General features: G+C 39.5%; 16 protein-coding genes and 1 pseudogene. All 17 read right to left on the reverse strand.

All coding sequences use genetic code 11. The features are described from left to right. Window positions 1-8 precede the first annotated feature (8 nt). A complete protein-coding gene (gene asnB / locus CEX98_RS00885) occupies window positions 9-1,937 on the reverse strand; it encodes an asparagine synthase (glutamine-hydrolyzing) (RefSeq protein ID WP_099640257.1) in 1,929 nt (642 codons plus the stop codon). After that, window positions 1,937-3,304, reverse strand: coding sequence for a phenylacetate--CoA ligase family protein (locus CEX98_RS00890; RefSeq protein ID WP_099640258.1), 1,368 nt, complete (start codon window positions 3,302-3,304; stop codon window positions 1,937-1,939). The genes asnB (CEX98_RS00885) and CEX98_RS00890 overlap by 1 nt, the downstream gene beginning before the upstream one ends. A 1-nt stretch (window position 3,305) precedes the next feature. Continuing rightward, window positions 3,306-4,367 (reverse strand): glycosyltransferase, encoded by a 1,062-nt coding sequence (locus CEX98_RS00895; protein ID WP_099640259.1) that lies wholly within the window; start codon window positions 4,365-4,367, stop codon window positions 3,306-3,308. After that, window positions 4,360-5,529 carry a hypothetical protein gene (locus tag CEX98_RS00900; protein WP_099640260.1) on the reverse strand — a complete coding sequence of 390 codons (1,170 nt, stop codon included), beginning with the start codon at window positions 5,527-5,529 and terminating at the stop codon, window positions 4,360-4,362. The genes CEX98_RS00895 and CEX98_RS00900 overlap by 8 nt, the downstream gene beginning before the upstream one ends. 12 nt (window positions 5,530-5,541) lie before the next feature. After that, entirely contained in the window at window positions 5,542-6,789 is a 1,248-nt protein-coding gene (locus CEX98_RS00905) for a hypothetical protein (protein WP_099640261.1), read from the reverse strand. Beyond that, on the reverse strand, window positions 6,779-7,894 hold the full coding sequence (locus CEX98_RS00910) for a hypothetical protein (protein WP_099640262.1): 1,116 nt from the start codon (window positions 7,892-7,894) through the stop codon (window positions 6,779-6,781). The genes CEX98_RS00905 and CEX98_RS00910 overlap by 11 nt, the downstream gene beginning before the upstream one ends. 98 nt (window positions 7,895-7,992) lie before the next feature. Further along, the gene (locus CEX98_RS00915; protein WP_197707190.1) at window positions 7,993-8,571 is read right to left on the reverse strand and encodes an acyltransferase; all 579 of its coding nucleotides are present in this window, start codon (window positions 8,569-8,571) and stop codon (window positions 7,993-7,995) included. Continuing rightward, on the reverse strand, window positions 8,568-10,430 hold the full coding sequence (gene asnB / locus CEX98_RS00920; protein WP_099640263.1) for an asparagine synthase (glutamine-hydrolyzing): 1,863 nt from the start codon (window positions 10,428-10,430) through the stop codon (window positions 8,568-8,570). Before asnB (CEX98_RS00920) ends, CEX98_RS00915 begins: the two co-directional genes overlap by 4 nt. A gap of 72 nt (window positions 10,431-10,502) precedes the next feature. Continuing rightward, window positions 10,503-11,666: a DegT/DnrJ/EryC1/StrS family aminotransferase gene (locus tag CEX98_RS00925; protein WP_099640264.1), complete on the reverse strand. Its 1,164-nt coding sequence runs from the start codon at window positions 11,664-11,666 to the stop codon at window positions 10,503-10,505. Next, entirely contained in the window at window positions 11,666-12,643 is a 978-nt protein-coding gene (locus CEX98_RS00930) for an NAD-dependent epimerase/dehydratase family protein (RefSeq protein ID WP_099640265.1), read from the reverse strand. The genes CEX98_RS00925 and CEX98_RS00930 overlap by 1 nt, the downstream gene beginning before the upstream one ends. Window positions 12,644-12,657: 14 nt before the next feature. Beyond that, a complete protein-coding gene (lhgO, locus tag CEX98_RS00935) occupies window positions 12,658-13,857 on the reverse strand; it encodes an L-2-hydroxyglutarate oxidase (RefSeq protein WP_099640266.1) in 1,200 nt (399 codons plus the stop codon). Continuing rightward, complete coding sequence (locus CEX98_RS00940; protein ID WP_099640267.1) at window positions 13,844-14,938, reverse strand: DegT/DnrJ/EryC1/StrS family aminotransferase; 1,095 nt, start codon at window positions 14,936-14,938, stop codon at window positions 13,844-13,846. The genes lhgO and CEX98_RS00940 overlap by 14 nt, the downstream gene beginning before the upstream one ends. A gap of 15 nt (window positions 14,939-14,953) precedes the next feature. Further along, window positions 14,954-15,532, reverse strand: a complete 579-nt coding sequence (locus CEX98_RS00945; protein ID WP_099640268.1) for an acyltransferase — start codon at window positions 15,530-15,532, stop codon at window positions 14,954-14,956. Then, window positions 15,532-16,482, reverse strand: a complete 951-nt coding sequence (locus CEX98_RS00950; RefSeq protein WP_099640269.1) for a Gfo/Idh/MocA family oxidoreductase — start codon at window positions 16,480-16,482, stop codon at window positions 15,532-15,534. The genes CEX98_RS00945 and CEX98_RS00950 overlap by 1 nt, the downstream gene beginning before the upstream one ends. Window positions 16,483-16,484: 2 nt before the next feature. After that, window positions 16,485-17,516 carry an NAD-dependent epimerase/dehydratase family protein gene (locus CEX98_RS00955; RefSeq protein ID WP_099640270.1) on the reverse strand — a complete coding sequence of 344 codons (1,032 nt, stop codon included), beginning with the start codon at window positions 17,514-17,516 and terminating at the stop codon, window positions 16,485-16,487. Between the two features lie 77 nt (window positions 17,517-17,593). Next, window positions 17,594-18,868 carry a Vi polysaccharide biosynthesis UDP-N-acetylglucosamine C-6 dehydrogenase TviB gene (gene tviB / locus CEX98_RS00960; protein ID WP_099640271.1) on the reverse strand — a complete coding sequence of 425 codons (1,275 nt, stop codon included), beginning with the start codon at window positions 18,866-18,868 and terminating at the stop codon, window positions 17,594-17,596. Between the two features lie 305 nt (window positions 18,869-19,173). Next, window positions 19,174-21,407, reverse strand: a pseudogene (locus tag CEX98_RS00965) (polysaccharide biosynthesis tyrosine autokinase). Between the last annotated feature and the right edge of the window lie 7 nt (window positions 21,408-21,414).

Consider the following 21,414-nt stretch of genomic DNA (forward strand, 5'->3'; position numbering starts at 1 on the left):
AAGTCCTTTTAAAGTCCAGCTTTATGTTTTTTGCGCGATTCAAGCCATTGCTGAAACATCAAAACATTCCAAAGAACGCCAGACCAGTTTCTTGCTCCTGACTGATGTTCTGACCACAACGTTTCAACTAGCTCAGCGTCGAAGAAACCTTCTGCTTCGATCTCAGACAAATCTAACAGTGACTCTGCCCATGGTTTAAGTTCATTTCGCAACCAACCAGCTAAAGGAACTGCAAACCCCTTTTTCGGTCGTTCAATAAGGTCCCGTGGGACGTATTTATATAAAATATCACGAAGAGGAGACTTACTCACATTACCCTTAACTTTTTGCTCATGAGGCATCTTAAGGGCATGTTCAACTATGCGATGATCAAGTAACGGAATACGCCCTTCCAAAGAAACACCCATCGCACATCTATCAACCTTGCATAGGATATCATCAGGCAGATAATCTAATAAGTCATAAGTGGTCATAAGGTCTTGGTGCTTTATCTGAGTTTTTAGCGCCCCACTCGAAAAAACGTCGTGATCCCCTTGGTCTCCGCCAATAACTAGATCATCAGCCCCCCTGTAGCTTGCCATTAAATAGCTTCGATAGAACTCCGAAAAATCCGCTATATCAATGATTTCAGCAGCTTTCTTCAGCTTATCCCCCAACATAGGCTGATTCATCAATGAACCGAAGCTATTCAGCAACCTAGTAGGTATCGCTCTAAAAAATACCTTTCCGGCCTTTCTAACGGAAAGCGGTAATTTATTTAGTTTATGCCAAGCTTGAAGGGTCAACCCGTAACGTCTATACCCAGAAAACAGCTCATCTCCGCCATCTCCAGATAAGCATACAGTGACATGTTCTTTAGCCATTTTAGCGACCAACAGCATCGGAAGCTGGCTCGAATCCCCAAAAGGCTCACTAAACACATTTGGTATTTCACTAACTGCTTCAAGCAAATCTTCTTGTGAAACATAAAGCTCGGCATGCTCTGTCCCCAAGTTTTGAGCAATTTTTGCTGCAAACTCAGCTTCATTAAATGCAGCATCACGAAACCCTATGGAGTAAGTTTTTATTGGCTTTTTACTTTGCTTCTGCATTAAAGCAACAACTGTCGAAGAGTCCACTCCTCCAGACAAAAAAGCGCCAACAGAGACATCTGCTAACATTTGCCCACCGATACTCTGGGAGATAAGTTCTTCCAACTCGGCTAAATTTTCCTCATAGGTAGCGTTATTTTGATGGCCTACCAGTTCCGAAATTTGCCAATATTTGACTTCCTGAGACGTCCCTTTACTCACTTTTATATAAGAACCTGGGCTAAGTTTATAGACCTGTGTATAAATACTATTAGGAGCTGAAATGAAACCTTTGCGTATCAATTGAGATAAAGAAAAACGATTAACACTGAGTTCATTTAGGTCAACAACTGCTTCTATACATGATAGCTCAGAGCCAAAAATGAATTTGTCTTCACGATCAAAGTAGTAAAGAGGTTTTTCCCCAATTCTGTCTCGAACGATATATAGCTCTTGAGACTGCTTATCCCAAAGGGCAAAAGCAAACATACCAACGGCTAGACGCAGTGCTTCATCAATACCAAGCTCCGCTATTGCTTCTAAAAGCACTTCGGTATCGGAGTGTCCATTCCATCGCCTACTCCTAATAGCTTCCAGCTTTAACTTTATGTCTTTATGGTTGTATATCTCGCCGTTAAATGCTATTACCCAATTACCACAATGTGATGACATAGGTTGATGTCCAGCTTGTGATAAATCGACAATAGATAGCCGCCTATGGGCCAAACCTACACCACTAACCGAATCAACCCAAACACCTTCATCATCAGGTCCTCTGTGGACAATAGCATTCCCCATTTGCCGTACTGCTTCCTCTTGTATATTCGCAGGGTGATTCCATTCCCAAATACCAGCAATTCCACACATTAGCTCGCCTTTAACATATTTTTGATAATTCTAAACTTACCGCTTTTTTCAACGGGAATTTCTTTTACGAGTTCGAAATTGATCTCTACTTTCTCACCCATTCTTTCACTAAGAGCTGACACAAACTTGTTCTGTTGCTGCTCATCAAACGCACTAGATGGCACAACCCTCACAGTTATCTTGTCCAATTCACGTTGCTCTATCTGAAAGCAGATAATGCCAGAAACGGCTTTTGTACTATTACTGATGTTTCCTAGGTTAACTTCGCCTAAGGTTGGTGAGACTATAAAGTCATCCTTTCTACCGCCAATATTTTCTGCTAAAGGCATATGATTACCACAAGGGCATTCGGTGCGTTCAGAGAGAGTAAGACGGTCTCCTACGCGATAGCGAATTAGTGGAGTCCCCTTAGTGCCAAATGCAGTTACAACCAGTTCCCCTTGCTGAGTATCATTACCCTCCTCATCCAAAACCTCAAATACCCCTGAAGTAATATCAATATGTAAATTGCCTTCATTGCATTCAAATATGAATGGCGCTCCCTCAGAAGAAGCATATTGGTCTACTAGGCGACACCCCAGCACTCTCCCTATCACTTCCCTATGTTCTTTGGTCACCATTTCGGCTGTAGGGAAAAAAACTTCAACTTTTCCTTTATACTTTAATCCTTGGCTCTCCGCATACTTACAAATCCTTAATACGCTAGAAGGAAAACCAACTAGATACTTAGGTTGAAACTCTTCTAGAGACCTGAAGTAATGCCTTGCGTGCTCAGGTGTTATGTGAAAAGTCGAAAAGAAACGAATTTTGTTAATGTAATCGTCTTTAAAAAAGCGCCTTTTTCTGACGTCCCGATCACATAACAGATTTTTTCCACTAAACCACGCAACTTTAGCGCCCAACTCATAACCAAACTGTGCTCTGAAATTATCCAAATAAGCAAACCTTTCCTGCATACAGGATTTTTTATACAGCACTTTCATTGAGGCGCCAGTAGTACCACCAGTATAAGAGACGATTGCTTCAGATTCTTTTATTGTTGCTATTTCTGAGAGTTCGTTAATAAGCGTGGTCTTTTCCAGCATTGGCAGCAACTTAATGTCCGCCACACAGGAAACATCAATACCTTGCAATTGCTTTTTAAAGTATGGTGAATTGGTTTTCGCATAATTCACAAACTCAATAAACCGGTTGTTTTGAATCTCTCTTAGTTGTTCTATTCCTAGAGAATCAAAGCTAGCCCTTTCTTTCCGAATCTTTTTATACTGACCAGCTCTTCGGGTTACATACTGAAGCTTATTAAAAATTGATATTAAAATATCAAATAAAGGAGTCGGCAAAATTCTAGCAATCTTACTTGTATTCATATTAACCTTTCATAAACTGCATAAACCTATCGCACACCGCAGAGATACTATAGTTACCTTTAATTACCTCCACTGCTTTTCCGGAGCGTAGCACATAGTCTTCATGGCTTAGAGAAATACTTTCACTCAAAGCAACCTTTAAATCTTCCCTAGATGTAGCATCGCATACCCAACCCGAACCCATGGCTAGTTCTGAACAATCACCGACATCCGACACAATACACGGTAAACCGCAAGCCATAGCCTCTCCAACTACATTCGGGAACCCTTCTGTAACTGAATATAGTATCCCAAAATCACTCATTTGGTAAAACTGACTAACGTCACTAACTTCACCAATTATCATCAAGTTTTCACTATGATATTCTTGAGATAACTTCTCTGTTTCTCTACCACAAATTAGAAGCAGGGCATTTTTGTGGCTTTCAGAAAACTCTAAAAAGCTATCAATTATCAAACCAAGTTGCTTCTCTGGAGAGTTACGAGCTGAAACAATATAAATTACCTTATCCCTTTGAATATTGTACTTTTCCCTAAGTACTAATTTGCTGTCAAATAAAGGCCTAAACAACTCCAAATCAAACCCATTCTGAATGACAATTTCATTTTTTGCCTTAATTCCATATAGGCTATATGTTTCCTTGCCTCTGTTAGAGTTAAATATTACACCATCAACAAACTTCGAGGCGAGCTTCAAAAGCAGAAGTGTCACTTTACGTAAAAACTTTTGAGTATTGTCTGAACCAAGCGAGTTACGATGATTAAAAATAACCTTTGTATTAGGTATTAGTAACTTAACGAAAGCTGCTATCAAACACGCTTTATACAACCATGCCATGACTACTCTACCCGACTTTTCTTTCCTAACAACGCGCAAGAAGTCCAAAGGGCCGTCGATTTTAACAAATTCAACGCCTGCATCTAGTAACTTATTGGCAACAGGCCCATCCTCGAAGTAATAAATCACATGCTTGCATGGAGATTGAGAAGTCAATTTAAATAACATCCACTCCGCACCTCCGGTTTTCAATGAAGGAACCAAATGTATATACTTACTATCCATATTGCTGATTAGCCTCTTTAATATGCTCTGATCTATTCGGCTTCTTTCCGTAATTGCTCAAAGTAACCACATAAAATAATGGAATAAAAAAACTAAAGGGTGCAATTTTTACAAATAAACTGATGCATAGAAGCAAAGATAACCCGTACCGTATCTGAGATAATATAATAGGAAGCAAAATAAAAAAGCAGAAGATGGGACCAAATTCTCTCAACAAATAAATAATCAGCCCAGTGTCGTTATCTGATCCGTCCCCTCCTTGAAAAAATGTAGGAACAGACATTGCCCCCTTACCAACCATCCATCCCTGTACAGACTCAAAATTACTAATTGTATCCTTCAAATAAAGTACACGAAATTCAATACCAGAGTCTTCTCGTCCACTCTCCTTAGAAATAAATCTATCTACAAAGTAAGGGGACACAACAACCACAAATAATGTTATGGGCAGTATTAAGTTTGTAACATTACGCAACCTTGATAAAATTATGCAACAAGCAAAGATCAACCCAAAGGAGCTAAATGTAGTCATAAGAGAAAGAATTAATAGGCTCAACCACTTTCCTTGAAGCAGATCTTTTGATTCTTTAGCAGTCAATGTGTGGGCAACATATAAAAGAAACATAAAATTTGAATACGTACCTGGCTCGGAGAAAAGCCCTGACGCTCTCATTAAAGGCAAGCCGATGTACGGAACAACAAAAACACCACCAAGATTCCTTGAGCTGTTTTCGTTCAAGATCAGAAAGTCTAAATAAACACCAAAAAAGTAGTAGAAAATAAGCTGGAAGTAATAAAACACCAAATGAATAATAATCACTGTTTTAAAAACATCTGATGTAAAATACTTTAATAAAAAGGGAGTTAATATAACAGTACCACAAACGACAACTACCCCTATCAACCTTTTCCCATCTATATCTATACCGTAATATAACGTCCCAATAAAGGCAAAGGATATCAAAAAGATGAAATAAGATATTAGATTCAGGTGTTTACCTTCAACTTTTATCACCCTAATGTTGAAGATAACAAACATTACACATAAAACAAACGCCCCCAGACTCAAAAAGGACAGCCCACCTAGTAAAAACGATCTTAGGGTGGCTAAAAACACGATTAGGGTAAATAAATGGTGAGTACTAAATTTTGATATGACCATATTCCCCTCAAACTACAACTGTAAGACATGATTTTTGTTTTGATAAAAGAAACGGAACTTACCGAATAAGACTAGAAGCATAATGGTCATTAAAGGCAATAAGAACAGTGTATTACTCAAACCCTCAAGCGATGGTTCAATAGCAAAGTAGAAAAATGTATAATAAAGTACGATCGATACAGCAAGAGCTGCTACAACCTGCCTTATTCCCTCTAGAGATAGAAGGAAAACAGTATACAATGACTTGACTACACAAAATAAACCAAATAAAAATAGCCCATCGCTCAAACCTACTACCCGGCTATCAAACTCGTCTCCTAGCCAAAGTCTGAAAACGAAGTCGTTTATAACTAAGAACAAGCTATAGCAACTAGCCAAAACAAGCGTGAGTAATATTAGATAAAGAAACTTCTTAGATTCTACCAAAGATGAGTTTGAATCTCTTAGAAATGGAAGCAATGAGCTAGTAATTGGATAAAACGCAGTTACCAACAATGATCCAGGTAAAATGGCAATAGCATATAGCGCGACCGCTTCATTCGAATCTAATATAGGAATAATCCAATAAGGTATTTGAAATACAGCAACAGCCAGTAGACTATAAAAATAATAGAGTCTATTTCCACGTGCACACTTTATAAAACTCAACATACTTTTTGGCTTTATTGACCAAACACTTTTATCAATACCTTTAGCTAGCAATATCAATTCTACAGCTGTAATAACAACTAGCTGTAATAACATTTCCCAAATATTAGAGATTACCTCAAAGTAGATCAAAGCAGCACAGGAAAGCAACCTAAAAACATCAAAAAAAATATATAGCTTATTAAACTCTTCATCTCGATGAGAGCGCAGTAAAAAAGCCCTAAAAAGGCTTCTTCCGTAGTTAAAAACAACAAGAAACGAGATAACAAATATAAACGTATAATCCTCTTTCAACTTATCACTCGGTAAAAAGTGGCATGAAAGAGATACGACTGACATGATAAAGAGCAGTACTATAGTTGAATAATATGCATTAAAGTAGTCATTAATTTTTTCCTTAAATACACTTTTATCTAAATTTAATATCCTACTGGTTACCCCAAACTCTACTAGCAGTGCGGACGCTAAAATAGTTTGAAAGTACACATAGTAAGCATAACTTTCAGTACCGAAGCTCTTAACTATCAGGGTAATAAGTAAAATGCCATAAACCATATGCAGCAACTGCCCTGCTGCGTTCCATTTTACTTTATGCAGAAAGTTAAACTTCATACGAGCCGCTTTTCCAGCATGAGCCTAAGAATTCATCTTTCTCAATTCTATCGAGACACTCTCTAAGCTGCTTCTGCCTTGCACTTGAAGAGTGTTTTTCAAAGACTAGTTTAGCTCCAGAGGTCGCTATTTCCTGAATAGATTCGTCAATCTCACCTTTTTTAAGCGACTCGAGGTCTTTGGTTTCTAAATGAGTCAGACCCTTTTTAAAGCCAAGGTGTTCCATACCAAAAAAAGGTTTACAAACAAGCAATGAAGATTGTGAAGGGATTTCGAAAAACTTCCTGACTGGAAAGTCAAACAAACTACCGCACGTATAAACTACTTTTGTATTAAATATACGCATTCTAAACGTCAAGTTTAACATTTTCACTTTCTGAAAGGTAAGTTTCCCATTAAGTTTATTGGGCAAAAAGTCCAAAATTCGCTTAGCTTTATAGCCCATTAATCTAATTTTGTCTGGAGCAGTTAATAAACGCTCAGCTGCTCGGCGATCTTCGTACATGACGCCAGGAATATCGCAAAAATACCTTTTCTCCTTAAGAGATGCAATAATAAATTCGTTCTCATCGATAAAATGGGGAAAAGATATAACAAGATCCGGCCGAGATGTAACTAGATAATGCCAACAACTCGTTGGGTTGGCATAAGGAATCACAGAGTTACTTAAATTTACTTTTGTATAATCGAGTGTTGTATTTTTATCTGAAAATGAGACAACATGAATGTTATTCTCTTGTATGTATTTAACCAATTCATTGGAGGCACCGTAAACATCCAAATTCCCGATAAAAATCTTCTTGCCTTTAAATGAATCAAAAACTTCAATCATATTCTCTAGTTGTGCAGGGAACTCAGAGATATCTCCGCCATAATAGCTACTGCCAAAAGGCCTTTTCATCTTTTTAAATTTCTGGTGTTCTAAAACAAGAGAGTCAACTATTAATATATCTTGATTAGTTATATTTTCTTTTAATATCTCAATTGACAAATTAAAACCTGGCCCGCACTTAATAAGCTCAGACACTGCATTAAAGCATGCTAGCACCTGTTCAGTCCAAGGGTTTAAATAAACTCTATTAAAACCCAGGTAGTAATATTTCATGGAAGTTTTCCTAACTCAATATAATTATATATATCAAAATTGTGCATACATAGCTAAAAGGTTACCGCTTAGCTGTAATTTTAGTTGCGTTTATAAAATTAACGACCTATTGGCTTTGCTGGGTTACCTGCCACTCTGGTGTTTTCCTTTACGTCATCATTAACGAAACTATTTGCACCAACCACACAACCATCACCTATAGAAACACCTTTCGCAATAACCACGTTTGGACCTATATAACAGTTATTGCCTATTATTGTTTCTTCATAAATATAGCTTTCTGTTCCACCCGATGTTGCCCATGCAACACTGTCGTGCGTGTATATCTGGACATTAGCGGATAAGGAGCAGTTAGAACCTATTGACAAACCACCGCTACCATCTAAAACAACCTGAGGTCCAATCCAAGTATTTGAACCAACCTTTACATCACCTAAGACCAAACAGCTGTTGTAAATACTTGTTCCCTCGCCGAAATCAAGACATTTAGCTCGCTCCCAGCGATCAACAAATAGATCCGCCAATGGCAAGGATCTATTGTATTTTTGGAGCTTTTGTGAATGAAGCGTATCAACTATTTGTAAAACACCAGCAAGCAACTCAATAGCTTGTACGTCATCTAGCTGTTGAAGCATGCTGCGCGCTTTCTCTTTGAATACATCTTTATCTTCGCTCATATAAACTTATTACACCACTCTTCAACATTCAGTAAGGACCAAATCAATAGTCTGCGATTCTTTTGTCCAGATAAATGTTGATTTACAAGCCGAGATACTTCATCGTAATCCATATATTGATATATCGCTGCATTCTTAGAGAGTATTTTATCCCTCACATAATCAATACTCTCACCTTTAAACCAAGTGGCATCAGGCGAAGAGAAGCCCTGTTTTTCTCTCTTGGTTACTTCAGTTGGGATGTACTTTTCCATCGCTTTACGAAGTAACAACTTACCATCTTTAGTGCGTTGAAAGAATTTTTGAATCTCATTTTCATCGACATTAACAACTTTGTCTAAATTCCCGAGCTTGAGTCGAGCGGGAACTTTCATTGCAAAATCAACTAGGTCGTTATCCATAAATGGCACGCGAGATTCTAAAGAATGCGCCATACTCAATTTATCTTCGACCACAAACAATCCATGTAAAAAAGTCTTAGCCTCAAAGTATAAAGAGTGGTTGATATAGTCTTCAGGCTTTGTAAGGTGCTTAGCATGATGCTTAAACGCATTACTCATTATGTCTCGTGTCCACACATTTTGAATATCTCCTTTGATGGGTGCAAACACTTTTTGTTGGTCTTGATTGTTAATCAAACGCTGCCAAAAACTATAATATTTATCGATATAGTGTTCGAAGTCGTCATTCACTACAGCTCTGTAATAGCGCCATGGGTATCCTGCAAATAGCTCATCACCTCCAGCTCCTGACAATACCACTTTGCCAAATTTCGATGCTAGCTTCGCAGCATAAAAGTTTGGGTAACTTTGCCCTACACGAGGCTCTTCCAAATGCCAGACCAAATCAGACATGCAGCGCTCCATGTCTCCTGCTTTCAAAACCATCTCATAATGCTCGGTTTTAAAAGCATATGACATATGTTCTGCTTTAGCTCGCTCATCATACGACATTTCAATGCCTGATGCTGAACTCAAATCAAAGCCAACAGTGTAGCTTTTCATATATGGTAATTGGCGTGCGGCAAGTGCAGTTAGAGTTCCTGAATCCATCCCTCCACTCAAATAAGAGCCTACTTCTACATCACTCACCAACTGACGGTTGACAGCTTGAACCATGAGCCTGTCCAACTCTTCGATATATTCTTGTTCACCCAGTGCATGCTCAGGCTCTTGGAAATCATAATCCCAGTACTGAATTGGTGCGCTCACTTTTTCAGCATTTACATTAACAAATAAATAGTGGCCAGCTGGTAATATATTTATATTTTTATGAAGCGTATTTTCAGTGATAAAGTTCTGAAACGTAAAATATTCAACCAACGCTTCTTTATTCATTTCCGCTTTTACATCAGGGTGCGTTAGGATTGCTTTTATTTCAGAACCAAAGAAAAAGCCTTTGCCATTCTGTGAATAATACAGAGGCTTAACGCCATAGCGATCTCGGGCCAAAAATAGCTGTTTTTCCACTCGATCCCATATAGCGACAGAAAACATCCCATTGAACTTCAGTAAGCAATCAGTTCCCCAGGCATGAAATGCATTTAGCAATACTTCGGAGTCCGTTTGAGATCTAAAAGTATAACCTAACCTTTCAAGATCGGCTCGTAGCTCTCTAAAATTATATATTTCACCGTTGTAAGACATGATATATCGAGTATCACTCGACATCATAGGTTGGTGTCCAGCACTTGAAAGGTCAAGAATTGATAAACGACGATGACCTAAACCGACATTTCCCTCTACCCAAATTCCTTCACCGTCAGGCCCACGATGTACGATTGAATCTGTCATATTTTTTATTGCTAAATTCGACACAGGTTCAAACCTAGCTGCAACCATACCCGCTATACCGCACATATTCTCGTAACCTTTATATAAAAAACAACCAAAGTGCGGTAGAAACTACCGCACTTACTTCAAGTCAACAAATTAAGCAAGTTTAACGCGTTGGTTTAGCTCAATCAACTTAGCAACTACGTATTCGTAGTCTTCCTTTACCATTCGGTTATGCAGAGGGATCGCCATCGTACAATTATTACAGTCGCGTGCGCCCGGATAATCATCCTCATGATAGCCGTTACGCTCCTTGTATACCGTTAGCATATGAAGAGCGTGAGTACCGGGGCGAGTTGAAATCCCAGCTTGTTGCAGCTCTTCCATAATCTCGTTACGAGGCATGGGTGATTTAGTTTCATCAACAAAAGTTACAAACGATTGCCAACCATGACGGCCTTCAGCAGGTTCAGCCGGAAGCCTTAACCACTCAATGTGTGATAGTTTATCGCGATAATATTGAGCCCACCTAGCTCGCTCCTCAATAAAAGAGTCCAGCTTTGGTAGCTGGATCAGACCAACAGAGCCTTGCAGATCTGTCATGCGATAGTTGAAACCAATCATATTAAAATCTGGCAGAATGTAAGGTTTTGGACCTTTATGACGCTGCTCTTCTGAAATAGCCGCACCATGGTTTCGCATTTGGTCCATTTTTTCCGCATACTCCACGTTATTGGTTGTCACCATTCCACCTTCACCTGTCGTAACTGACTTGCGGGGATGAAATGAAAATGAAGCCGCATCACCAAGACCACCTGCAGGTATACCTTTATATTCAGCTCCGGCAGCACATGCAGCGTCTTCAATGATTTTAACGTGATCAGGTATAATAGCTTTGATAGCATCGATATCAGCACACAAGCCAAATAAATGGACTGCAATAATGGCTTTGGTCTTGTCACTTACTTTTTCAGCTATTTTTGTTGGATCTATGTTGTTAGTTGCCGGATCAACATCAACAAAAACGGGCTCTGCACCACAGTGAACGACGACATTTGCAGTAGCAACCCAAGTAAACGCAGGAACAATTACCTCATCTCCAGGGCCTATATCTAGCGCTGCTAACGCGAGGTGCAAACCTGTCGTGCAGGAAGTAACGGCAAGAGCACGCTCCACCTTATGACGCGAGGCAAACTGTTCTTCAAATTGACGAACTTTAGGGCCTTGTGTGATCCAACCTGTTTCGATTGATTCACGAATGGCCTGCCACTCTTCTTCACCGGTTACTGGCAATGCAATTGCAATATTTCTTTTTTCCATTAAAACTGACCTTTTGTTTCTTCACGCCATGCAATCAAGTTTTGTAAACCTGTTCTTAGGTCATCTTTGTATTCAAACCCTAAATCACGCTTTGCTTTTTCTGGACAACCGATACGGTTCTGAACCATACGACGCGCATCTTCTGCTGAGTAAGGTTTGTATTCAACGGTAAGATCAGACTCTTTTAGATCCAAGATCAAGTCGCACAATTCTTTAATACTAGTCTGAACCCCTGTACCTACGTTATAGAATTCGTCTGTGACATCTGCTTGCAATGCCAAAACGTTACAACGTGCAACATCCTGTACAGATATAAAGTCATACGCCTGAGAACCGTCACCATTAATGACAGGTGCTTCATTCGCATCAATTTTATTTAGCATGATTGGTACAACACCGGTGTAAGCTGCAGTCTGGTCCTGATGTGGGCCATATACGTTCATATAACGCAGTCCTACATAATCAAGACCGAAACGGTCAAAAGTAGCACGACACATAGCTTCTCCAGCGATTTTTGATGCGCCATAAAAGTTACGGTTATTGAACTTGTGCTCTTCAGTCATAGGCACCTCTAAAGCATCTCCGTATACGGATGCAGAAGAAGAGTAAACTAACCGCTTAATATTGTTCTTTACACACGCTTCCAGAACATTAAATGTTCCCTGAATATTGACGTCAAATGCAGTACGTGGGAAATCCTTACAATGCAACAACCACATAGCTGCCAAGTGAATAACCGCGTCCACCCCTTGCATCGCATCATTCAATAGATCTACTTCCCGAATATCTCCCCCATTTGGATAGAAAGAGCAACGAGAGTCTTCAAGCGCTTTCTCAACGTATGCTTTTTTACCGCGAGCAAAATTGTCATAAATTACAACTTCGCCTACATCGGTTTTCAACAACTCACTTACGACATTGCTACCGATGAAGCCAGCACCACCAATAACAAGTACTTTCTTTCCTGCTATATCCATGTCTTCTCCTAAATTTAAATATTTATTTCTTTAACTAAATGCTCAGCAACTGCAAATGAACTTGTAAACGCTGGCGATATCGAATTCAATACATGTGTTGAACGGTCTCCTTGCTCTACAAGGAAGTCCATTTCTAATTTGTTTTTGGAAACATTAATAAGTTGAGGTCTAATCCCAACTTTCGGAGTTTTTTCTATCCAAGTCGGATCCAGCCCATCCACCAGTGAAGCGGCCGATCTGATAAAGCCAGAATCAAATAGGTGCGGTAATTCTTTATGAACTAAATTTCTGAAGTTTTGCACATTTTCAATATATAACTTAGCTAGATTTCCCAAAATCGAAAGCGATTCACCAATACTAAGCCCCTCAATTAAGCCATAATTTTCTCGTCCTAAAGCAGGGATCGCTGTTGGCCCAACATACACATCACCACTAATTACTCGAGTGAAATGTATTCCTAAAAATGGCAACGCAGGATCAGGGACTGGGTATATACTGCCACGTACCTTTTGTGCATGCTTCTCTTTGAGCTTGTAATACAGCCCTTTAAACGGGATAAGTTTATACTCAGCACCAACGCCAAATAGTTTTGCAACATTATCAGAGAAAGAACCTGCAGCATTAATAAAGTGACCGTATGCAAGCACACCTTGTGATGTTTTAACAGTAGAGTTGGATGCATCAGCTGCCAAGACTGTCGTGTTAAATTTAAACTCCACACCGCTTTGCAATAGTTCTCGTTCAAGTACCTTAAGCACTTCCTTACTATTGATAACCGCTGTTTCTTTACAGTAAATACCACCAAACTTAGCAAATGCAAAAGGTTCAATTTCTTTTATTTGATGCTCATCCATTAGCTCAGCGCTGATACCGCTAGCTTGTGCATTCGCCATCAACTTTTCTAGCCCTTTAGCATTTTCTGCAGAACGAGCTACGACGACTTTGCCATCTTTACGCACTGGAATGCTATTTTCCTGTGCAAACTGAAATAAAGTATCAGCCCCTTTCTTACAGAACTTAGCCTTCAATGTATCTGATGGGTAATATATTCCAGTATGTAGAACACCGCTATTCCGCCCAGATGCATGAATGCCTAAACTTGGCTCTTTTTCTAGAATTACAACTTTTGAGGCTGGTGACTTTCGTTTCAATTCTCGTGCAACAGTCAATCCAATTATGCCTGCGCCAGCTATTACAAAGTCAAACTTTTCCATTTAAAATCACGCTTAAATCTAGGTATGGGTGCATTGGTAAACTGAATACACTATTAGCTAATTTAGATGCGACTGGAAAGTCCAGATCTGTATAGCCAAGCTCCAAGAATGCCGTTTGTTGATGCATACATTTGCTATAGTAGATTGCAGTAGGAATACCTAGCTCCTTGTACTTTTCAATCTCTGAATTTCTGTCATCTGAGACTAACGTGTACTGTGCCCAAGAGCTCAAGTATCCTTCAGGAACCTTGGGGGTGTTATTTTGACCTGATAAATGCTCATTATACTGAGCTGCAACTCTATTTCGCTTTTCAAGCTCTTTAGGGAACTCAGCCAACTTTTCTAATAATACGGCAGCTTGTATAGTATCAAGGCGACTGTTCATTCCAATACGGACATTATCATATTTGTCCGTGCCTTTTCCATGAACACGTAATGACTTCAATAGTTCGGCATAGTCATCATTATCTGTGAATAATGCGCCGCCATCGCCATAACACCCTAAAGGCTTTGCCGGAAAAAAGCTGGTTGTTGCGATATCAGCAAAACTTCCAGCCTTCTTACCATTAATTTCTCCGCCAAAGCCTTGAGCTGCATCTTCTATAACTACAAGACCATGCAGCTTTGCCAATTCTGAAATAGCTGGGTAATTTGCTGGTAACCCAAATAGATCTACAGAAATAATAGCTTTGAGATTTAGTTCACCACTCTCTTTTACATTCTCAATACGGCGTGATAGGTCTTTTGGACATATGTTAAAGGTGCTTTCGTCTGAATCGACAAATACAGGCGTTGCGCCTGAAAAGGCGATTGCTTCTGCTGTCGCAAAAAACGTAAACGTCGGGCAAAACACCGCATCTCCTGGTCCGATATTCAGAGCCATTAAAGCCAGTGTTAGTGCATCGGTACCATTTGCACACGTAATAGCATGCTTAGTACCAACATAACTAGCAAGTTGAGACTCAAGCTCTCTGACTTCCGGACCCATAATATATTGACCATGTTGTAAGACCGCATTTATACGACGGTCTATGCGGTCTTTCAAATGGTTATATTGAGCTGATAAATCTATGAATTGCATAATTTTCTCTTGATATTAGCCAATAATGGAGACAATACCATCTAGCAACTGGTACAGGTCACCTGTGAATTGACACCTAATCTGCGCTTCACCTGTTAATGGAAGATCAAGTTGTTCTCCATACTTACTAATCCAGCCAATTTGCTTAGCAGGCACGCCAACCACAAGCGCAAATGCAGGAACATTTTTATTCACCACAGCCCCCGCACCAACAAAGGCATACTCACCGATTGTCGTACCACAAACAATCGTGCAATTTGCTCCCAACGTTGCCCCTTTCTTGACTAAGGTATTTCTGTATTCTGTTTTACGCTCGATAAATGATCTGGGATTGTATACGTTGGTAAAAACCATGCTCGGGCCACAAAAAACATCGTCCTCAAGCGTCACATTGTCGTAGACGGACACATTATTTTGAACTTTAACATTGCTCCCGATAGTTACCTTGTTGCCAACAAATACATTTTGACCCAATGAACATTTTTCGCCAATTTTGGCACCGCTACAAACATGCACAAAATGCCAAACTCGACTGTCGGCACCTATTTGAGCGCCTTCATCAACGATCGCAGATTCGTGAATTTGAACGTTCATTATTGCTTTCCTCTTACTAGCTCGTGCATAAAGTCAGATCGCACAACATCCTGATTTCGAATAGTGCTTACGATCTCAATACTCTTGCGTGCTTCTTCTAAACCGAATCCACTGCCAGTAAGGATATGTTCATAACTCTTTGTATGTAGATCAGTAAAACCGCCAGAAAACTCTATCTCATGGCCATCTACCGTGATTGACCGATAAGTCCGTTGACCTGACTCTTTTATCTCTTGCGGGATGTAATCATAATCTACAGATAAAAACCAACGCACTCGGGCATGTGCAAACTCTATGTATCCTGCTGATGCATTTGGCTCTTTTAAATGCACCTCATTATGCTTGATATCTCCAAAAATCCACCCCAACATGTCATAGAAGTGCACACCGATATTAGTAGCAATACCACCAGACTTGCTATCTTCGCCTTTCCAAGAGGTGAAGTACCAATTTCCACGACTAGTTAGGTAAGTTAAGTCGATATCAAACATAGTATCAGGGTTATCAGCTAGTGCTTTTTCTACCCTCTGCTTTAACGCTATGATACTGGGGTGTAGTCGCAACTGAAGGATATTAAAAACCTTTTTTCCGGTTTCCTCTTCCACAACTTTTAACGCATCAATATTATGTGGGTTTAATACTAGCGGCTTTTCACAAATAGCGTGCGCCCCATGCCTAAGGGCAAATCGAATATGAGAGTCATGTAGATAGTTTGGTGAAGCTATTGCTACATAATCTAAACTAGTACCATGCCTTTTGAGCAAGTCGATATGACGATCAAACCTTTCGTATTCAACAAAAAAGTCAGCGTTTGGAAAGTAACTATCGATAATACCAACGGAGTCATTCTTATCCAGAGCTGCTACTAAATTATTATCAGTATCTTTTATTGCTTTCATGTGCCTTGGTGCGATATATCCTGCCGCACCAATTAATGCAAAATTCTTCATAATTACTTTTCCATAAATCCACAATACCAAGGCATTGCTTTGCTAATACCTTCCAAAATTCTATACTCAGGTTTGTACCCCAAATTTGAAATAGCTTTAGTTACATCAGCTTGAGAATGTCTCACATCACCAGCTCTAAAGTCCCGATAAATTGGTTCTTTCTCTGTAACAACACCATTTTCTGACAACGCGGATCTTATTGCCTGATGAAGCTCATTCAATGTAGTACGATCTCCAACAGCAACATTATATACTTCATCTTTTGCTTCTTCTGGCGCTGTAGCTGCAAGTATATTCATCTGTACAGTATTCTCAATGAAGCTGAAATCGCGGCTGGTTTCTCCATCACCGTTGATAAATACATCTTCATCATTAATCATAGCTGCAGTCCATTTTGGAATAACTGCTGCATAGGCGCCATTTGGATCCTGCCTTTTGCCAAATACATTAAAATATCTTAAGCCGATACTCTTAAAACTATAAGTTTTTGCAAAAACGCTGGCATACAACTCATTCACATACTTTGTGACAGCATAGGGTGAAAGCGGATTACCAATATTCTCTTCAATTTTAGGCAGTGCTGGGTGATCACCATACGTAGAGCTACTTGCTGCATAGGTAAAGCTTTTGACCTTAGCTTCTTTAGAAGCATGAAGCATATTCAAAAAGCCAGTAATATTAGCTGCATTACTAGTCAGAGGATCTGCAATAGAGCGAGGAACAGAGCCAAGTGCCGCTTGGTGTAAAACATAGTCTATGCTTGTTATACCCAATACTTCTTCACAATCTTCATAATTACGAATATCACCCTCAATAAATGTGAATCGCTGCCACTGCTCTGTATCTACTATATTTCGTACTTCATCTAAGTTATGTTGATATCCAGTTGCAAAGTTATCTAGACCCACTACTGTTTGATTAAGCTTTAATAAATGCTCTAATAAGTTTGAGCCGATAAAGCCTGCAACACCAGTTATTAACCAAGTTTTAGGTGATTCTTGAAGTTCCAATTTGATTTGTTCGTAACGAGTCATGAGAGCCCTTCTAATATTTATCTTTGTAAGGCTCTAAATAGCTTCTAGTTCTATTCAAGAGCCTGTTGCCGCAGTATTTAGAGGCGCATGTCTACAGCTTCTTTGGGTAAGACATATTTTAAATCGTAAAGCACATGCAGCTCTTTTCCTAACGCTCTAATTTTCTCAGCTCCCATTTCCTTAAACTCGTTATGTCCTACAGCTAGAACGATCGCATCATAACTATCAGACTTTTGTTCAGCCATTAGTGTTAGCCCATATTCATGTTCAGCTTCTTCGTTTGAACACCAAGGATCAACAATATCTACGTTGATGTTGTATTCTTTGAGCTCTCTAACAATATCAACTACTTTTGTATTACGTAAATCAGGGCAATTTTCTTTGAAGGTAAGCCCCATTACTAGTACATTTGCACCTTCAACTTGAATACGCTTTTTAAGCATTTTCTTTACAAGCTCTGAAACAACATGTTTACCCATTCCATCATTAAGACGACGACCAGCAAGGATCATCTCAGGATGATAACCAACACTTTGGGCCTTATGTGTTAAATAATAAGGGTCAACACCTATACAATGGCCACCTACTAACCCAGGTCGGAAAGGCAAAAAGTTCCACTTAGTCCCAGCGGCCTCTAATACCTCTAATGTATCAATATTCAACTTATTAAAAATGACTGATAGCTCATTTATCAGCGCGATATTAACATCGCGCTGTGTGTTTTCTATCACTTTTGCAGCCTCGGCTACCTTTATAGAGCTTGCTTTATGAGTACCCGCAGTAATAATAGACTTGTACAAAGCATCAACATACTCTGCAATTTCAGGTGTCGAACCAGCTGTTACTTTTAATATATTTGTTACTCTATGCTCTTTATCTCCTGGATTGATTCGCTCAGGTGAATAGCCTGCAAAAAAGTCTTTATTAAATGTTAAACCTGATACTCTCTCCACCACTGGGATACAATCTTCTTCTGTAGCACCGGGGTATACTGTTGATTCATATATAATAACATCCCCTTTTTTGACCACTTTACCTAACATTTCACTGGCTTTTATTAGAGGGGTTAGATCTGGTTGCTTGTGCTTATCAATCGGTGTAGGAACGGTTACAATATAAATGTTGCAACTTTTCAAGTCTTCCACTGTATGAGAGTAGTTTAGGAGCGGAGCATCCTTTAACTCTTCAGAGCTTACTTCGAGTGTTGAGTCGGTGCCCACCATTAACTCATTCACTCGGTTGTGATTAATGTCAAAACCTAGTGTTTGGTATCGCTTTCCAAATTCTACAGCAAGGGGCAAGCCTACATAACCTAAACCAATCACACCTATTTTTGCTTTATTTAAATCCATATATACATCTCATTCGGCAAATTTTAATTAATACTTTTACATGCCCCAATATTATTGGGAGTGCTTTACATTAGGTCCATGACATAGCAACATCAAGTCACGGCTACGACGAAATTTATTTTTCGCAAAATAAAGTTAGTTGAGCTGATTACCGCCCTAGCTTGGTTATGTACCAAACAAAGCTAGAACGGTATGAAACCTTGTAAGAAACACTATAACAGCAACCTTCAAATATCATTTATTTTGCGGACTCAAGGTTATGCTAAAATTACAAGGACTGTTATTTTCTCGTTAAAACTTAAGGACTACGCTTTATCTGACTTATACTCATAGTTGTAATAGCCATAATAACCATAAGCATTACTAGCCTTTTTAACAACTCCATTAAATACGACGCCTTTTACATCTATGCCATTTTTTTCAAACCGACTGCGGGTTAGCTCAAGTTCTCTGATATGGTTTTGGCCAAACGTGTCACTAGTAGCGTGCTTCCTGCGTGAGCGCTTACGATTGCAGGGTCGGTTACGGCTAAGATTGGTGGTGTATCTATAATCACTAAGTCATATTTAGCACTGACTTCTTCTACCAACTTACTGAAATTACTATGCATTAATAACTCAGATGGATTAGGTGGTATTTGGCCTCGCGTGATTACATCTAGTCCTTCTACCTGAGAAGGCTTGGTGGCTTCGGTTAACCCTAAGCGACCCGATAGATAATCACTTAGGCCATTATCCCACTTCATGCCAAACTGAGTTTGCAAATAACCTTTACGCATATCAGCATCGATAATAAGTACTTTCTTGCCACTTTGGGCGAGCACGGTTGCTAAGTTTACTGAAATAAAAGACTTTCCAACGCCAGGGCTTGGACCAGAAATAGCTATAATGTTATTTTTTGCCTCCATCATGGCAAAATGTAAACTGGTTCTTAAACTGCGTAGCGCCTCAATAGAAAGATCCGCAGGATTGTCAACTGCAAGAATAGACTTTGCTTTGCCGGTTTTATTTTTTCGGGCTTTGGCAAAACCAGTTAGCTTAACTTGGTATTCTGAGTACGGCACACTTGCGTAAACAGGTAAGCCAATGGCTTCGATCTCATTTGGATCTTCAATACCTTTATGTAACGCTCGACGAACCAAAACAGTCGCCACTGCTAGCATGCCACCTAACATAGTCGCCATCACGACAATTAACGCTTTTTTCGGTTTGACTGGCTTAGTGGTATTCACCTCAGCGTAGTCAACAATACGTACATTACCTACTGTACCAGCGCGAACAATATCTAACTCTTGAGTTTTGGCCAGTAGTAAAGTGTAAATTTCATTATTAACCTCTACATCTCGCTTCAGCCTTAATAAATCGCGCTGGGTCTCTGGTAGCACTTGTACTTCTGATGAAAGTTGATTGCGCTGTTTTTTTACCGTATCAATTTGCTCTACTAAACCAAGGTAGGACGGGTGCTCTCGTTTAAACTTTCGCCCCATTTCCAAACGCTTTAATTCTAGCTCTTGAATTTTTGTTTCCAATTTTACAATTTGCTCTAAAATGGCTTGTGTTTCTAAGCTAATATCGATTGATTCTTGTTTAATTTGGTACTCATTAAAAGCTTTTTCTGCACGCTCTAAGTTACGTTTAACTTCAGGTAACTGCACCTCTAAAAATTCCAATGATTTTTGCGCCTCGGCACTGTTGCGTTCTACATTACGTCGCACATAAATTGCAGCCACTTTATCTAGCACTTGTTCTGCATGAGCTGGAATATTGTGTTGCAGGCTCAGAGTTATAATCCCTGAATCCTTGCCTTTTTCAGACGCACCAATGGCTGCTTGCAAGTCAACGATAGTTTGTAAACGGTTACGTTTAATTATTGCAAACTCTGTACCTGGTCGTGCTGTTAAAGTTTTTAATGTAAGCTCAAAGCCACCTTTTTTTACTGTTTCACCGACCTCACCAGCAAGTACCTCTTGATCGTTGGCGTTTAAAAGTTGAAACTTACTTTGCTCTAAAGCCCTTAAGGTAAAACTAGTGCCAATTGCGCTTTGAGGAACGCGAAAACGGTACACTTCGACATTTTCACCACCCCACGCGTAGCTATCTGCCCCAAAGCTTGGATGAGCTAATGCTTGCTCAGGTTGAGGAACGAACTGACGATAGCTACGCGCCCCAATAATTGGAAAAAGCTTAGGTTCGACGACTGTATCTAAGTTGAGTTGATCTACCGCCTCACCGATTACACTACGAGACTTGAGTAGTTCGATTTCAGTAATAGCTGCCGAAGTTGACTCAAACATGCCAGACATATCGTCAAAGCCTGGGACTGCCCCCCCCCTTTCTTCCACTTGGATCATTGCTGTGGCTTGATAAATAGGCGTACTGAAAATAGCGATAGCTACTCCAAGAGCCATAAATACGGCTGTAATACAAATAATAAACCATCTAGCGTCAATTAAAGCACCAAGGAGTGCCAACAGGTCTATTTCTTGTAAATCGTCTTTTGTGTTTCTTTGCGAGGTGATCATATTTGGCTGAGCGTTCATATACTCT

It is taken from the genome of Pseudoalteromonas piscicida (assembly GCF_002744175.1).
In the GTDB taxonomy this organism is placed as follows: domain Bacteria; phylum Pseudomonadota; class Gammaproteobacteria; order Enterobacterales; family Alteromonadaceae; genus Pseudoalteromonas; species Pseudoalteromonas piscicida_B.

Coding starts and splice junctions, on each gene's coding strand:
- asnB (WP_099640257.1), bottom strand. CDS start 1,937: ATGTGTGGAATTGCTGGTATTTGGGAATGGAATCACCCTGCGAATATA.
- CEX98_RS00890 (WP_099640258.1), bottom strand. CDS start 3,304: ATGAATACAAGTAAGATTGCTAGAATTTTGCCGACTCCTTTATTTGAT.
- CEX98_RS00895 (WP_099640259.1), bottom strand. CDS start 4,367: ATGGATAGTAAGTATATACATTTGGTTCCTTCATTGAAAACCGGAGGT.
- CEX98_RS00900 (WP_099640260.1), bottom strand. CDS start 5,529: ATGGTCATATCAAAATTTAGTACTCACCATTTATTTACCCTAATCGTG.
- CEX98_RS00905 (WP_099640261.1), bottom strand. CDS start 6,789: ATGAAGTTTAACTTTCTGCATAAAGTAAAATGGAACGCAGCAGGGCAG.
- CEX98_RS00910 (WP_099640262.1), bottom strand. CDS start 7,894: ATGAAATATTACTACCTGGGTTTTAATAGAGTTTATTTAAACCCTTGG.
- CEX98_RS00915 (WP_197707190.1), bottom strand. CDS start 8,571: ATGAGCGAAGATAAAGATGTATTCAAAGAGAAAGCGCGCAGCATGCTT.
- asnB (WP_099640263.1), bottom strand. CDS start 10,430: ATGTGCGGTATAGCGGGTATGGTTGCAGCTAGGTTTGAACCTGTGTCG.
- CEX98_RS00925 (WP_099640264.1), bottom strand. CDS start 11,666: ATGGAAAAAAGAAATATTGCAATTGCATTGCCAGTAACCGGTGAAGAA.
- CEX98_RS00930 (WP_099640265.1), bottom strand. CDS start 12,643: ATGGATATAGCAGGAAAGAAAGTACTTGTTATTGGTGGTGCTGGCTTC.
- lhgO (WP_099640266.1), bottom strand. CDS start 13,857: ATGGAAAAGTTTGACTTTGTAATAGCTGGCGCAGGCATAATTGGATTG.
- CEX98_RS00940 (WP_099640267.1), bottom strand. CDS start 14,938: ATGCAATTCATAGATTTATCAGCTCAATATAACCATTTGAAAGACCGC.
- CEX98_RS00945 (WP_099640268.1), bottom strand. CDS start 15,532: ATGAACGTTCAAATTCACGAATCTGCGATCGTTGATGAAGGCGCTCAA.
- CEX98_RS00950 (WP_099640269.1), bottom strand. CDS start 16,482: ATGAAGAATTTTGCATTAATTGGTGCGGCAGGATATATCGCACCAAGG.
- CEX98_RS00955 (WP_099640270.1), bottom strand. CDS start 17,516: ATGACTCGTTACGAACAAATCAAATTGGAACTTCAAGAATCACCTAAA.
- tviB (WP_099640271.1), bottom strand. CDS start 18,868: ATGGATTTAAATAAAGCAAAAATAGGTGTGATTGGTTTAGGTTATGTA.